Below are 14,997 nucleotides of genomic sequence, written 5' to 3'. Positions count from 1 at the left end.
GAATAGATCAAAACCTGGCGCTGTTTGCTTGACGCTTATTAACGCCACATAAAAAAGCCGCCTTATAAAAGGCGGCTTCGGATTTCGCTACGGTTACGCTTGTGGCCGCATGTGTGGGAACAAGATCACGTCGCGGATCGATGGCGAGTTGGTCAGCAGCATCACCAGGCGGTCGATGCCGATCCCTTCACCGGCGGTCGGCGGCATGCCGTATTCCAGGGCGCGGACGAAGTCGGCATCGTAATGCATGGCTTCGTCGTCGCCGGCGTCCTTGTCGGCCACCTGGGCCATGAAGCGCTCGGCCTGGTCTTCCGCGTCGTTCAACTCGGAGTAGGCGTTGGCGATCTCACGGCCGCCGATGAACAGCTCGAAACGGTCAGTGACGTTCGGGTTGTCGTCGTTGCGACGGGCCAGCGGCGACACTTCGAACGGGTACTGGGTAATGAAGTGCGGCTGTTCCAGCTTGTGCTCCACCAACTCTTCGAAAATCATCACCTGCAATTTGCCCAGGCCTTCGAAGCCCAGCACCTTGGCGCCGGCTTTCTTGGCGATGGCGCGGGCCTTGTCGATGTCGTTCAGGTCGTCGGCGGTCAGTTCAGGGTTGTACTTGAGGATCGAGTCGAACACCGACAGGCGCACGAACGGCTCGCCGAAGTGGAACACCTTGTCGCCGTACGGCACGTCGGTGCTGCCCAGGACCAGCTGCGCCAGTTCGCGGAACAGTTCTTCGGTCAGGTCCATGTTGTCTTCGTAGTCGGCGTAGGCCTGGTAGAACTCCAACATGGTGAATTCTGGGTTGTGACGGGTCGAAACGCCTTCGTTACGGAAGTTGCGGTTGATCTCGAAGACTTTTTCGAAGCCGCCAACCACCAGGCGCTTGAGGTACAGCTCCGGCGCGATACGCAGGAACATTTCCATGTCCAGGGCATTGTGGTGGGTTTCGAACGGCTTGGCTGCGGCGCCGCCAGGAATGGTCTGCAGCATCGGCGTTTCGACTTCCAGGAAGTCGCGCTTCATCAGGAAGCTGCGGATGTGCGCGATCACTTGCGAACGCACGCGGAAGGTCTGGCGTACTTCTTCGTTGACGATCAGGTCCACGTAGCGCTGGCGGTAGCGCTGTTCGGTGTCGGTCAGGCCGTGGTGCTTGTCCGGCAGTGGGCGCAGCGACTTGGTCAGCAGGCGCACGTTGGTCATTTCCACGTACAGGTCGCCCTTGCCGGAACGGGCCAGGGTGCCTTCGGCGGCGATGATGTCGCCCATGTCCCAGGTTTTCACCGAGGCCAGGGTTTCTTCCGACAAGGTCTTGCGGTTGACGTAGACCTGGATACGCCCGGTCATGTCCTGGATCACCATGAACGAGCCACGGTTGAGCATGATGCGACCTGCCACCTTGACCGGGATCGCAGCCTCTGCCAGTTCTTCCTTGGTCTTGTCCGCGTACTGTTTCTGCAAGGCATCGCAGTAGTTTTCGCGGCGGAAGTCGTTGGGGAAGGCATTGCCCTTGGCGCGCTCGGCAGCAAGCTTTTCCTTGCGCAGGGCGATCAGGGAGTTTTCTTCCTGTTGCAGGGCTTGCGGGTCGAGTTGTTGGTCGCTCATGTCTTTTGAAATTCCATCACAGATACGTTTTCCCCAGCCTTCGGCTGGGGATCGCGGGCAAGCCCGCTCCTACAAGGTTCTTTAGAGGCCGGATTTCAGGCTGGCTTCCAGGTATTCGTCGATATCGCCGTCGAGCACCTTGTCACAGTCGCTGCGTTCGATGTTAGTGCGCAGATCCTTGATCCGCGACGCATCCAGCACATAAGAGCGGATCTGGTGACCCCAGCCGATGTCCGACTTGGTGTCTTCCAGCGCCTGGGATGCGGCGTTGCGTTTCTGCATTTCCTGCTCGTACAACTTGGCCCGCAGCATTTTCATGGCGGTGTCCTTGTTGGCGTGCTGGGAACGTTCGTTCTGGCAGCTGACCACGGTGTTGGTCGGTACGTGGGTGATACGTACGGCCGAGTCGGTGGTGTTTACGTGCTGGCCACCGGCACCGGAGGAGCGGTAGGTGTCGATGCGCAGGTCGGCCGGGTTGATCTCGATCTCGACCTTGTCGTCGATCTCCGGCGAGACGAACACCGCGCAGAACGAGGTGTGGCGACGGTTGCCGGAGTCGAACGGGCTCTTGCGCACCAGGCGGTGCACGCCGATTTCGGTACGCAGCCAGCCAAAGGCGTACTCACCCTTGATGTGCACGGTCGCGCCCTTGATTCCGGCAACTTCACCGGCGGACAGCTCCATGATGGTCGCTTCGAAACCGCGCTTGTCCGCCCAGCGCAGGTACATGCGCAACAGGATGTTGGCCCAGTCCTGGGCCTCGGTGCCGCCGGAACCGGCCTGGATGTCCAGGTAGGCGTTGTTCGGGTCCATTTCATGGCTGAACATGCGGCGGAATTCGAGTTTGGCGAGGTTTTCCTCGAGACGGGCCAGCTCGGCGACGACATCGCCCACTGCGCCTTCGTCGTTTTCTTCGACGGCCATGTCCAGCAGGTCACGGCAATCGGCCAGACCGGTGTTCAGCTCGTCGAGGGTATCGACGATCTGCGCCAGCGCAGCGCGCTCGCGCCCCAGTTCCTGGGCGTATTCAGGTTTGTTCCAGACAGCAGGATCTTCAAGCTCGCGATTGACTTCGGTCAGACGCTCATGCTTTTGATCGTAGTCAAAGATACCCCCGAATAGTTTCGGAGCGCTCGGACAGGTCCTTGATGGTGTTAAGGATCGGGTTGATTTCCATGGCGGGCAGCACTCGTTGGCGAACTTTTGAAAGCCGGCGAGTATAACGGCAAATGGGGGGGAACGGCAGTCCGCTGGGCGAAAAGGCAGGATTTGTACACAACCCAAGACCCATCAAGATCCCAATGTGGGAGGGGGCTTGCCCCCTCCCACATTGAATGGGGTAAGACTTCAGGTCACTCGATACCGACCTGATTGCGCCCATTATGCTTGGCCGTATACAACCCCTTGTCCGCCGCCACAATCACCTGCCGACAATCCGTGCCCTGCTGCGGCGTCATCGTGGACAAACCAATACTGATAGTCAGGCTGGAACCCTCGGTCGGCGCAATGTGCGGAATTTTCAGCGCGGCAACGGCCATGCGCAGTTTTTCCGCCACCAACCGCGCTCCGCCCGGCGAGGTGTTAGGCAGCACCAGGGCAAACTCCTCACCGCCATAGCGCGCCGGCAAATCCGAAGGCCGACTGCTGGCCTCTCGGATGGTCGCCGCAACCTTGCGCAAAGCCTCGTCACCTTCGACATGCCCGAAGCTGTCGTTGTAAGTCTTGAAGAAATCCACATCAATCATCAACAACGACAACTGAGTCTGGTCACGCATGGCACGCCGCCATTCCAGTTCCAGGTACTCGTCGAAATGGCGACGGTTGGACAGCCCGGTGAGGCCATCGGAGTTCATCAGCCGTTGCAGCACCAGGTTGGTGTCCAGCAGTTGTTGCTGGCTGACCCGCAACGCACGGTACGCCGCATCACGCTGCAACAGGGTCATATAGGAGCGCGAGTGATAGCGAATGCGCGCCACCAATTCGATGTTATCCGGCAACTTCACCAGGTAATCATTGGCCCCGGCCGAAAACGCCGCGCTCTTGATCAGCGGGTCTTCCTTGGTGGAAAGCACGATGATCGGGATGTTCTGCGTGGCCGGGTGGTTGCGGTATTCGCGCACCAGGGTCAGGCCATCGAGGCCGGGCATTACCAGGTCTTGCAGGATAACGGTCGGCTTGATGCGGATCGCCTGGGCAATCGCCTGGTGCGGATCGGCGCAGAAGTGGAAGTCGATATTTTCTTCATGGGCCAGGCCACGCCGCACGGCTTCGCCGATCATGGCCTGGTCGTCGACCAATAACACCATGGCGGCATTTTCGTCGGTCTTGATGTCGTCGATCTGTAAATCATTCATGTGCAGTCACCTGAATTACTGCCTGCAAGCCAGCACCGCGAGAGGCCTTGTTCATTTGGCAAAGACCTCCAGCAATCGGGGCGCAATTCTATCCAGTGGGCGAATTTCAACAGCAGCATCTATCGCCGCCGCCGCTTTGGGCATGCCGTACACCGCCGAGCTCTGCTGATCCTGGGCGATGGTCAAATAACCTTGTTCACGCAGCAATTTTAGGCCCTGGGCCCCGTCGCGCCCCATGCCGGTCAGCAGTACGCCGACGGCATCGCCATTCCAGTGGCTGGCCACGCTTTCGAAAAACACGTCGATCGACGGCCGGTAAATCTCGTTCACCGGCTCTGCCGTATAGGCTAGCGTGCCATTCTTCAATAAACGAATGTGGTGGTTGGTACCGGCCAGCAGCACCACCCCGCTTTGCGGTGGCTCACCCTCGCGGGCCAGGCGTACCGGCAGGCCGGAGGCGCTGCTCAGCCACTCGGCCATGCCGGCGGCGAACACCTGGTCCACATGCTGCACCAGCACGATGGCGGCGGGAAAGTCCTGGGGCAAGCCCTTGAGCAGGATTTCCAGGGCAGCCGGGCCACCTGCCGAAGACCCGATGGCCACCAGGCTCTGGCGTTTTCCGGTAGTCCGCGGCGTGACGGTTTCGGCGCGTACACGGCTGCCGCGCTGGCCGATCAGCCAGCCGATATTGAGGATCTTGCGCAGCAGCGGCGCCGCCGCATCCTTGGGATTGCCCACGCCCAGGGTCGGCGTGTCCACCACGTCCAGGGCGCCATGGCCCATGGCTTCGAACACCCGGCTGACGTTGGCCTGGCGGTCGACGGTCACGATGACGATGGCGCACGGGGTCTCGGCCATGATCTGGCGGGTAGCCTCCACGCCGTCCATCACCGGCATGATCAGGTCCATCAGGATCAGGTCCGGGGTCAGCTCGGCGCAGCGCTGCACCGCTTCCAGGCCGTTGCTGGCCACCCACACTACTTCGTGCGCGGGCTCGAAACTCAAGGCGCGGCGCAGGGCCTCTACCGCCAGGGGCATGTCATTGACGATCGCAATCCTCATGCCCGTGCGCCTCCGATCAGTTCCACCACGGCGTCCAGCAGGGCGTCATCGTGGAAACTGGCTTTGGCTAAATAATAGTCGGCGCCGGCGTCCAGTCCACGACGTCGGTCTTCTTCACGGTCTTTGTAGGACACCACCATCACCGGCAACGATTGCAGGCGACTGTCACGGCGCAAGAGTGTGACCAATTCAATACCGTCCATACGAGGCATATCAATATCAGTGATCAACAGGTCAAAGTCTTCGGAACGCAAGGCGTTCCAGCCGTCCATCCCATCGACCGCCACGGCCACTTCATAACCACGATTAAGCAGCAATTTGCGTTGCAGTTCGCGCACTGTCAGCGAGTCGTCCACCACCAGCACCCGCTTGCGCGGTGCCTCGGTGGTTTGCTGACTGCGCCGGGCAATGCGCTCCAAGCGGCCGGTGTTGAGCAGTTTGTCCACCGAGCGCAGCATGTCTTCGACGTCGACGATCAACACCACCGAGCCGTCGTCCAGCAAGGCACCGGCGGAAATATCCTGGACCTTGCCCAGGCGATCATCCAGCGGCAACACCACCAGCGTACGCTCGCCGACAAAGCGCTCCACGGCAATCCCATACACCGCATCACGCTCGCGGATCACCACCACTTTCAGGGTGTCCGACTGACTCTGCCCCGCCGGGCGTTGCAGCAATTGGCTGGCGGCGACCAGCCCGACATGCCGGCCCTCGTGCCAGAAATGCTGGCGACCCTCCAGTTGCACGATGTCGTCGGGCGCCAGGTCGCACATGCGTTCGATATGGGCCAGCGGGAACGCGTAGGCTTCTTCGCCGACTTCCACCACCAGGCTGCGCACCACCGACAGGGTCAGCGGCACCTCCAGGTGGAAACGACTGCCCTGCCCTGCCGTTTGCTCCAGCACCACCGCACCACGCAGTTGGCGAACCATATGCTGCACCGCATCCAGGCCGACCCCGCGCCCGGACACTTCGGTGACCTTGTCGCGCAGGCTGAACCCCGGCAGGAACAGGAACGTCAGCAGTTCTTCTTCGCTCAGGCGCAGGGCGGTTTCCACCGGTGACAGGTGCCGGTCGACGATGGTGCCGCGCAGGCGCTCCAGGTCGACGCCATTGCCGTCATCGCTCAATTCCAGCACCAGCAACCCGGCCTGATGGGAGGCGCGCAGGCGGATCAAACCTTCCGCCGGCTTGCCCGCCAGCAGACGTTGTTCAGGCATTTCGATGCCGTGGTCGACGGCATTGCGCAATAAATGAGTGAGTGGCGCTTCGAGCTTTTCCAGCACGTCGCGGTCGACCTGGGTCTTTTCGCCTTCGATCTCCAAGCGTACCTGTTTGCCCAGGCTGCGACCGAGGTCGCGCACCATGCGCACTTGCCCGGCCAGCACATCGGCAAACGGGCGCATGCGACAGGCCAGCGCGGTGTCATACAGCACTTGGGCGCGCTGGCCGGCTTGCCAGCCAAACTCGTCCAGTTCAGCGGTTTTTTCCGCCAGCAGGGCCTGGGCTTCGCTGAGCAGGCGGCGGGTGTCGGCCAGGGCTTCCTGGGCTTCGAGCGGCAATTGTTGAGTCTTGAGTTGCCCGTCCAGCGTATCCAGCGCTCGCACGCTCTGGCTCTGAAGGCGCTTGAGACGCTGCAGGCTGGCCAGATACGGCTTGAGCCGCTGGGTCTCCACCAGGGATTTACTCGACAGGTCGAGCAGGCTGTTCAAACGCTCGGCGGTCACCCGCAGCACGCGCTCACCGCCTTCGGTCATGCGTTTGTTCTGGCGTGGCGGCTCGGCGACCACCGGCGGCGCGGGCTCCGGTTCGGGTTCGGGCTCCGGCAGCAGTGTTTCGACGATGGGCGCCGGCTCTGGCACAGGCGCCTGGGACGGGTCCAGCAAGCGCTCCATCAACGCCACATAGGCGTCGATGTCAGCCGGCCCCACATCATTGCCCGGCGTGGCGATGCGCATCAGCAGGTCGGTGCCTTGCAGCAGCGCATCGATATGTTCGGGTTGCAGGTACAGGCGACCTTCCTGGGCACTGACCAGGCAATCCTCCATGACGTGGGACACGCTGACCCCGGCGTCCACCCCAACGATCCGCGCGGCGCCTTTGAGCGAGTGCGCCGCGCGCATGCATGCTTCAAGCTGATCGGCCTGGGTCGGGTTGCGTTCCAGGGCCAGCAGGCCCGCGCTCAATACCTGAGTCTGCGCATCGGCTTCCAGGCTGAACAGTTCCAGCAGCGAGGCATCGCGCATCTGGTCGGGGGTCATGTGAGGCTCCGGGTCACGGCAGACAACAATTGCGCCTCGTCCAGCCAACGCAGGCTGCGGCCTTTCCACTGCAACACGCCTTGGGTGTAGCGCGCACTGGCCTGGGTGCCCGAGACCGAGGCGGCCTTCAAGGTGCGCTCATCGATGGCATGGATGCCGTCGACTTCATCCACCGGCACCACCACCGGACCATCCTGCGCGGCGATGATCAACATGCGCGGCATGATGCGCCCTCCGCTGGCGCCGTTGCCGGTGGCATCCAGGCCCAGCAGTTCCACCAGCGACAGGCACGCCACCAGCGCACCACGGACATTGGCCACGCCGAGCAAGGCGCGGGAACGCTGGTGGGGCAGCGAATGAATCGGTTGCAGCGGCGCGACCTCCACCAGGCAGCGGGTGGCAATGCCCAGCCATTCCTCACCGAGGCGGAACATCAGCAGGGAGCGGGTGACCACGTCTTCGCCGACGTCAGCAGCGGCAACCGGACGATGATCATCCTGCTGCAAGGCATAGCGGTCCAGCAAACGTGTGGCCGCTGCCGAGTACACCGAGCAGTTGCGGCAGTGAATATGGTCCGCCAGCAGCGGGCAGGACTTGTCGCCATGGATGCCGATGCGGTTCCAGCAGTCGTCGATGGCTTGGGTATCGGCCAGGGTCAGGTCCAGCCCTGCGGTATCGAGTGCGTCGGTGTTACTCATCGTTTGGACTCACTGTCAGCTCGCTCACTCCGCGCGGCACGCGCCTGCAAGCGGCGCGCCCCCGCACTGTCGCCCTGGGACTCGAGCAACGCCGCCAGGTGCATCAAGGCCTGCGGGTGCTGGGGTTCCAGGTACAAGGCTTTTCGATAATAACCCTGGGCTTCCAGGGCACTGCCGGCCACATCGCTGAGCAGCCCCAGCCAGTAGAACACCTGGGCGGCCGGCGGATGGTTACTCAAATACTGTTCGCATGCAGCGCGGGCTTCGGCGCTTTTGCCTTCGTTGGCCAGGGTAGCGATGCGGCTGAGCAAGTCGCCCGCATCGGTTTGCACCGTCTTGATCGGCACCACCTGGGCGCTGGCCTTGCTGAAAGGCCGTGGCTTGCTCGGGATCGGTGCCGCACTGCGTTGCGGGACGGGCGCGGCGCTCGGCACAAATACCGGCTCGGGCTTGACCGGCTCGGCATGCCGACTGAACGCAAAGGACTGCGGCACACCAATCGAACGCATGCCGTGGCGCCCCAGCAGGCTGCCCTCGGCCGGACCGATAAACAGCACGCCGTCCACGTGGGTCAGGCCCTTGAGCACCTCGAACACTTGTTTCTGGGTCGGCTGGTCGAAGTAGATCAGCAGGTTGCGGCAGAACACGAAGTCGTAGCTCGCCTCATTGGCCAGCAGTGTCGGGTCGAGCAGGTTGCCGACTTGCAGGCGCACCTGTTCGCGCACGCGGTCGGCAATGTGATAACCGTCACCGTACTCGGTGAAATGGCGGTCGCGGAAGGCGATATCGCCGCCGCGAAAGGAGTTTTTGCCATACACCCCACGCCGTGCGCGCTCCACCGACAACGGGCTGACATCCACGCCCTGCACCTTGAACTGATGCGGCGCCAGCCCGGCGTCCAGCAACGCCATGGCGATCGAGTAAGGTTCTTCACCGGTGGAGCACGGCAGGCTGAGGATGCGCAGTGCGCGCATCTGCTTGATTTCGGCCAGGCGCGCCTTGGCCAGGCGGGCCAGGGTCGCAAAGGATTCGGGGTAACGGAAAAACCAGGTTTCCGGGACGATCACCGCTTCGATCAGCGCTTGCTGTTCATCCTGGGAGCTTTGCAGGTGCTGCCAGTATTCACCGGGGGTCTGCGCGTTGACCGCCTGAGTGCGTTGGCGCACCGCCCGCTCGATGATGGCTTCGCCGACCGAGGCAACGTCCAGGCCGATGCGTTCTTTCAGGAAGGCAACGAACCGCGGATCGTGGCTCATAGGCTCAACCCGGGGCAAAACAGCACGGCGCGCACGTCGTCGGTCAGCAGGTCATTCACGCCGATCCATTGCATCAGGCCCTGCGCATCTTCGCGCACCGGTCCCAGGTACGGCGCCTGGCGGTTGTCCAGGCCATAGGGCTGGAACTGGGCCGGGTCGCAGCGCAGGGTGTCGGTGGCCTGCTCCAGGATCAACCCCAGCCAACGCGGCTCGCGCCAGGGCTCTGGCTGGTAATTGACCAGCACCAGCCGCGTGCTGGTACGCGCCTGGGCAGCGGTGCCGAAAGTCAGGGCGCTGAGGTCGATCACCGGCACCAGCGCGCCGCGATGGGCAAAGATGCCCGCCACCCACAGCGGCGCATGGGCAATCGGTTTCAATGGCAGGCGCGGCAGCACCTCGGCTACTTCCGTGGCCTTGAGGGCATAACGTTCGTTGCCGATGTGGAACACCAGGAACAACGCCTTTTTCGCTGCCGGGACGGCGCCGCGTTTAGCCGCGAGGTCGCTCATCAGACTTTGAAACGCGACACGCCGCTGCGCAGACCGACCGCCACCTGGCTCAGCTCATCGATGGCAAAGCTGGCCTGGCGCAGGGACTCGACGGTCTGGCTGCTGGCATCGCCCAGTTGCACCAGGGCGTGGTTGATCTGCTCGGCACCGGTGGCCTGGGCCTGCATGCCTTCATTGACCATCAACACCCGCGGCGCCAGCGCCTGTACCTGGTGGATGATCTGCGACAGTTGCTCGCCCACTTGCTGCACTTCGAACATGCCGCGGCGTACTTCTTCGGAGAACTTGTCCATGCCCATCACGCCCGCCGACACCGCCGACTGGATCTCGCGCACCATCTGCTCGATGTCGTAGGTGGCCACGGCAGTCTGGTCGGCCAGACGCCGCACTTCGGTGGCAACCACGGCAAAACCACGCCCGTATTCACCGGCTTTCTCGGCTTCGATGGCGGCATTCAACGACAGCAGGTTGGTCTGGTCGGCGACCTTGACGATGGTCACCACCACCTGGTTGATGTTGCCGGCCTTCTCATTGAGGATCGCCAGCTTGGCGTTGACCAGGTCGGCGGCGCCCATCACCGAGTGCATGGTTTCTTCCATGCGCGCCAGGCCTTGCTGGCCGGAACCGGCGGCAACCGAGGCCTGGTCGGCGGCGGTGGACACTTCGGTCATGGTGCGCACCAGGTCCTTGGAGGTGGCCGCGATCTCGCGGGATGTAGCGCCGATCTCGGTGGTGGTGGCGGCAGTTTCGGTGGCGGTGGCCTGTTGCTGCTTGGAGGTGGCGGCAATCTCGGTCACCGAGGTGGTCACCTGCACCGACGAGCGCTGGGCCTGGGACACCAGGGCCGTGAGCTCGGTCATCATGTCGTTGAAGCCGGTTTCGACCGCGCCGAACTCGTCCTTGCGCTCCAGGTTCAAGCGTTTGCTCAGGTCACCGTCGCGCATGGTTTCGAGGATATCGACGATGCGCTGCATCGGCGCCATGATCGCGCGCATCAGCAGCAGGCCGCACAGGCCGGCAGCGAGGATTGCCAGGGCCAGCGATACAAACATGCTGATTTTCGCGGCGGATACTGCATCATCAATCGCGTTGGTCGCACGGTCGGCGACGTTCTTGTTCTCGGTGATGATGTCGTTGAGCTTCATGCGGCCTGCGACCCAGCTTGGCGTCATCTGCGTGTCGAACAGCTTGCGTGCGCCAGCTATGTCCTTGTTCTGCAGGCGCTCTACGACGGCAGCCAGCGCCTTGTTGTAGGCCTGGTGCTGGATTTCGAATTTATCGAACTCGGCCTGGTCCTCGCCTCCACTGATGGTCGCCTGGTAGTTGGCCATCTGCTGCAGGATGCGTGCTTCATAGGACTTGAAGTCGGCTTTGTCGGTGTCGGTGAGACCCTTGTCTTCACGCAGGCCGATCAACTCCAGGGTCTGCAGGTAACTGTCGACCCACGCGCTACGGATCATGGAGCTGAGGTAGACCCCGGGCACCGCGTCGTCGCGCACCGCGACTTCACTGGTTTCGATCTTCAGCAACCGTGAATAGGAGACCACGACCATTAACAGCATGATGGCGATAATGACCGCAAAACTTGCCAGGATGCGTTGGCGCAAGGTCCAGTTCTTCACAGTAATTCCTCGGAGGGCCATTCAAATGGAGGGGAGTATAGCTGAGCAGAAGCCCTCATTTATCAACGGGTTTTGCTGTAGCGTCCACAGAATGCAAATGTGCGAGGAGGCTTGCCCCCGATGGCGATGTGCCAACCAACTGTAAATAGGCTGAAACACCGCTACCGGGGGCAAGCCCCCTCGCACATTTTGATCGCTGCACGCCCCGTCTTTACGCGTTCAGCCGCACCTGTTTTTCCAGTTCCAGCTTCAAGCCGGGCTCGAGCTTCAGTTGGCGGGCCAGCTCGTCAAGGTAGGCTTTCTCCATGAAGTTCTCCTCGTCCACCAGCATCACGCTGGCGATGTACATCTCGGCCGCCATTTCCGGAGTGCCGGCAGCCCGCGCCACATCGGCCGGGTCCAGGGGTTTGTTGAGTTCGGCGTGCAGCCAGCTTTGCAGCTCGCGGTCGTTGTCCAGTTTGGTGAATTCGCCTTCGATGAGCGCACGCTCGCGCTCGTCCACATGGCCATCGGCTTTGGCCGCCGCAACCAGCGCCTTGAGGATGCCCTGACTGTGTTGCTCGACCTGGGCCGGTGGCAGGCGATCGATAGTCTGTGGTTCGCCCTGGGGCGCGCTGGCCTGATTGGCCTGCCAGTTGCCGTAGGCCTTGTAGGCGATAACGCCAACGCCGCCAAACCGCCGTAGGTCAGCGCCTTGCCGCCGAATTTACGCGCCTTCTTGTTGCCCAGCAGCAGGCCCATGGCCCCCGCCGCCAGCGCGCCGCCGCCAGCACCACCGAGCAGGCTGCCCAGGCCGCCACCGCCGAGCAGACCGCCCAGAGCACCTTTGTCGTCCTGTCTACGCTGGCCGCCAGCCTTGTTTTGCAGCATGTCCTGGCCAGACTTGAGCAACTGATCGAGCAATCCACGGGTATTCATTCGCAGCCTCCAGACACTTGGGTTCATAGGACCAATAGGCCCCCAGCGTAAAACTAAGTGCCAAAAAGCCCTGATCTAGAGTGCTTCCAGATGTAACGCGACCGCCCTTCACTTAAATCGATATACACTCGAACAAATCTATAAAAACACCCCACTGGTAATTCCAGCATGATGACCTTGCGTCAAATCCGGCACTTTATTGCCGTGGCCGAGACCGGTTCGATCTCCGCCGCCGCGCAGACGGCGTTTATTTCCCAGTCGACCCTGACCCTGGCGATCCAGCAACTGGAACAGGAAATCGGCGTCAACCTGTTCAACCGTCACGCCAAGGGCATGACCCTCACCCACCAGGGCCATCAGTTCCTGCGCCAGGCGCACCTGATCCTCGCCACCGTCGACAACGCCAAGCGCAGCCTGCAACAGAGCACCGACCAGGTCGCCGGACAGTTGATCATCGGCGTGACCAGCCTGGTGGCCGGTTATTACCTGGCCGATTTGCTGACTCGCTTCCAACGCGCCTACCCCAATGTGGAAATCCGCGTGATGGAGGACGAACGCCCGTATATCGAGCATTTGCTGGTCAGCGGCGAAATCGACGTGGGCGTGTTGATCCTCTCCAACCTCGAAGACCGCCACGCCCTGCAGACCGAAGTGCTCACCCACTCCCCGCACCGGCTTTGGCTGCCCGCACAGCATCCGCTGCTGGAGCACGACAGCATCAACCTGGCCGACGTGGCGCGCGAGCCCTTGATCCAGCTGAACGTCGATGAAATGGGCCACAACGCCCAACGCCTGTGGACCAGCGCCGGCCTGCAACCGCGCGTGACCCTGCGCACCGCCTCCACCGAAGCGGTGCGAAGCCTGGTGGCGGCAGGCCTGGGCGTGTCGATCCAACCCGACATGACCTACCGCCCCTGGTCGCTGGAGGGCGACATTATTGAAGCGCGGCCGATTGCCGACCTCAGCCAGACCCTCGACGTGGGCCTGGCCTGGCGCCGTGGCACGGCGCGCCCGGCGCTGGTGGACCCGTTCCTGACCGTTGCCCGCGAACAGCCGCACCCGCGCAAGCCATCTATTTAATCGAATGCTGTATTCAGTATTTAGTATTTGTTGACCTCGCGCCTGACCTCTAGTCTCTGCTTATCCCCTAAGAGAAAGGTCAGGCCTTCGTAAGAGAACGCCCATGGCCGCACAAGAAAAGAGATCACGAAAAATGTCCGGCGCGCCCACCCCGCTGCTCACTGCGTTGCTGATCGACGGCGAACTGGTCCCGGGCCAGGGTTTTGCCGAGCCGATCCTCAACCCGGCCACCGGTGAAGTCCTCACCCAAATCGCCGAAGCCAGCGCCGAGCAGGTCGAGACCGCGATCCTTGCCGCCCACCGTGCCTTTGCCGGTTGGTCGCGGACCACGCCGCAGCAACGTTCGAACATCCTGCTGGGCATTGCCGACGCCATCGAAAAACACGCCGATTACCTGGCCCGCCTGGAGTTCCTGAACTGCGGCAAGCCGTTGCACCTGGCGCGCCAGGATGACTTGAGCGCCACCGTGGATGTGTTCCGCTTCTTCGCCGGGGCCGTGCGTTGCCAGACCGGGCAACTCAGCGGTGAATACCTGCCGGGCTACACCAGCATGGTGCGTCGCGATCCGATTGGCGTAGTGGCCTCGATTGCGCCATGGAACTACCCGCTGATGATGGCCGCGTGGAAAATCGCTCCGGCCCTGGCGGCCGGTAATACGCTGGTGTTCAAGCCATCGGAACACACGCCGCTATCGATCCTCGCCCTCGCCCCGGTGCTCAAAGACCTGTTGCCGCGTGGCGTGATCAACATTCTGTGTGGCGGCGGCGAAGGCGTTGGCAGCCATCTGGTCAGCCACCCCAAGGTGCGCATGGTTTCGCTGACCGGCGACATCGTCACCGGGCAGAAGATTCTGCAGGCTGCCTCCAAGACCCTGAAACGCACGCACCTGGAACTGGGCGGCAAGGCGCCGGTGATCGTATGCAACGACGCCGACCTGCAAGCCGTGGTCGAGGGTGTGCGCGCCTACGGTTACTACAACGCCGGCCAGGACTGCACCGCCGCATGCCGCATCTACGCCCAGGCGGGTATCCACGACAAACTGGTCGCCGAGCTCGGCGCCGCTGTCAGTAGCCTGCGCTTTGCCGGCAAGCGCGACACCGACAATGAGCTGGGGCCGCTGATCAGCACACGCCAGCGCGACCGCGTGGCCAGTTTTGTCGAACGCGCCCTCGGCCAGCCACATATCGAACGCGTCACCGGCGCCGCCGTGCATTCCGGTGCCGGCTTCTATTACCAGCCGACGCTGCTGGCCGGCTGTAAACAGAACGATGAAATCGTGCAGCGCGAAGTGTTCGGCCCGGTGGTCACCGTGACGCGCTTCGACGAACTGGAACAGGCGGTGGACTGGGCCAACGACTCCGAGTACGGCCTGGCCTCATCCGTGTGGACCCAGAACCTGGACAAGGCCATGCAAGTGGCGGCGCGTCTGCAATACGGCTGCACCTGGATCAACAGCCATTTCATGCTGGTCAGCGAAATGCCCCATGGCGGCTTGAAGCGCTCGGGGTATGGGAAGGATCTGTCCAGCGACTCGCTGCAGGACTACAGCGTGGTGCGACACATCATGGCGCGCCACGGCCAGCATCTTTAAAACAACAACTAAGCTCTTGCGCTACCGGTTCAAACAACTGCCCCGACCAT

Annotated in this window: 11 protein-coding genes and 1 pseudogene; 2 read left to right on the top strand and 10 right to left on the bottom strand. The window is 62.4% G+C overall.

Annotation, left to right across the window (positions count from 1 at the left end; translation table 11 throughout):
• Nucleotides 1-93 precede the first annotated feature (93 nt).
• The 10 genes and pseudogenes from lysS to K5K89_RS07005 form a co-directional block, all read right to left on the bottom strand.
• Complete coding sequence (lysS, locus tag K5K89_RS07050) at nucleotides 94-1,596, bottom strand: lysine--tRNA ligase (RefSeq protein WP_058425327.1); 1,503 nt, start codon at nucleotides 1,594-1,596, stop codon at nucleotides 94-96.
• Nucleotides 1,597-1,677: 81 nt separating this feature from the next.
• A protein-coding gene (gene prfB / locus K5K89_RS07045; protein ID WP_102591687.1) for a peptide chain release factor 2 occupies nucleotides 1,678-2,773 on the bottom strand; the annotation gives its coding sequence in 2 pieces (ribosomal slippage) (nucleotides 1,678-2,700 and nucleotides 2,702-2,773; 1,095 coding nt in all).
• Between the two features lie 175 nt (nucleotides 2,774-2,948).
• On the bottom strand, nucleotides 2,949-3,950 hold the full coding sequence (locus K5K89_RS07040; protein ID WP_012722554.1) for a diguanylate cyclase: 1,002 nt from the start codon (nucleotides 3,948-3,950) through the stop codon (nucleotides 2,949-2,951).
• Between the two features lie 51 nt (nucleotides 3,951-4,001).
• Nucleotides 4,002-5,012, bottom strand: a complete 1,011-nt coding sequence (locus K5K89_RS07035) for a chemotaxis response regulator protein-glutamate methylesterase (RefSeq protein WP_071488766.1) — start codon at nucleotides 5,010-5,012, stop codon at nucleotides 4,002-4,004.
• Nucleotides 5,009-7,273, bottom strand: coding sequence for a hybrid sensor histidine kinase/response regulator (locus K5K89_RS07030; protein WP_071488765.1), 2,265 nt, complete (start codon nucleotides 7,271-7,273; stop codon nucleotides 5,009-5,011). The genes K5K89_RS07035 and K5K89_RS07030 overlap by 4 nt, the downstream gene beginning before the upstream one ends.
• Entirely contained in the window at nucleotides 7,270-7,971 is a 702-nt protein-coding gene (locus K5K89_RS07025; RefSeq protein ID WP_071488764.1) for a chemotaxis protein CheW, read from the bottom strand. The genes K5K89_RS07030 and K5K89_RS07025 overlap by 4 nt, the downstream gene beginning before the upstream one ends.
• A complete protein-coding gene (locus tag K5K89_RS07020) occupies nucleotides 7,968-9,227 on the bottom strand; it encodes a CheR family methyltransferase (protein ID WP_071488763.1) in 1,260 nt (419 codons plus the stop codon). The genes K5K89_RS07025 and K5K89_RS07020 overlap by 4 nt, the downstream gene beginning before the upstream one ends.
• Nucleotides 9,224-9,736, bottom strand: a complete 513-nt coding sequence (locus K5K89_RS07015) for a chemotaxis protein CheW (RefSeq protein WP_092241100.1) — start codon at nucleotides 9,734-9,736, stop codon at nucleotides 9,224-9,226. The genes K5K89_RS07020 and K5K89_RS07015 overlap by 4 nt, the downstream gene beginning before the upstream one ends.
• Nucleotides 9,736-11,358, bottom strand: coding sequence for a methyl-accepting chemotaxis protein (locus K5K89_RS07010; protein ID WP_071488761.1), 1,623 nt, complete (start codon nucleotides 11,356-11,358; stop codon nucleotides 9,736-9,738). The genes K5K89_RS07015 and K5K89_RS07010 overlap by 1 nt, the downstream gene beginning before the upstream one ends.
• A gap of 211 nt (nucleotides 11,359-11,569) precedes the next feature.
• Nucleotides 11,570-12,276: pseudogene (locus K5K89_RS07005) on the bottom strand (tellurite resistance TerB family protein).
• Between the two features lie 168 nt (nucleotides 12,277-12,444).
• Here K5K89_RS07005 and K5K89_RS07000 point away from each other — a divergent pair.
• Complete coding sequence (locus K5K89_RS07000; protein WP_071488759.1) at nucleotides 12,445-13,356, top strand: LysR family transcriptional regulator; 912 nt, start codon at nucleotides 12,445-12,447, stop codon at nucleotides 13,354-13,356.
• Nucleotides 13,357-13,489: 133 nt separating this feature from the next.
• The gene (locus K5K89_RS06995; protein ID WP_222541092.1) at nucleotides 13,490-14,947 is read left to right on the top strand and encodes a gamma-aminobutyraldehyde dehydrogenase; all 1,458 of its coding nucleotides are present in this window, start codon (nucleotides 13,490-13,492) and stop codon (nucleotides 14,945-14,947) included.
• The last annotated feature ends 50 nt before the right edge of the window (nucleotides 14,948-14,997 follow it).

The sequence above is a fragment of the Pseudomonas sp. DR208 genome (assembly GCF_019823005.1).
GTDB lineage: Bacteria > Pseudomonadota > Gammaproteobacteria > Pseudomonadales > Pseudomonadaceae > Aquipseudomonas > Aquipseudomonas extremorientalis.
This window is presented reverse-complemented; position numbering and strand designations above follow the sequence as displayed.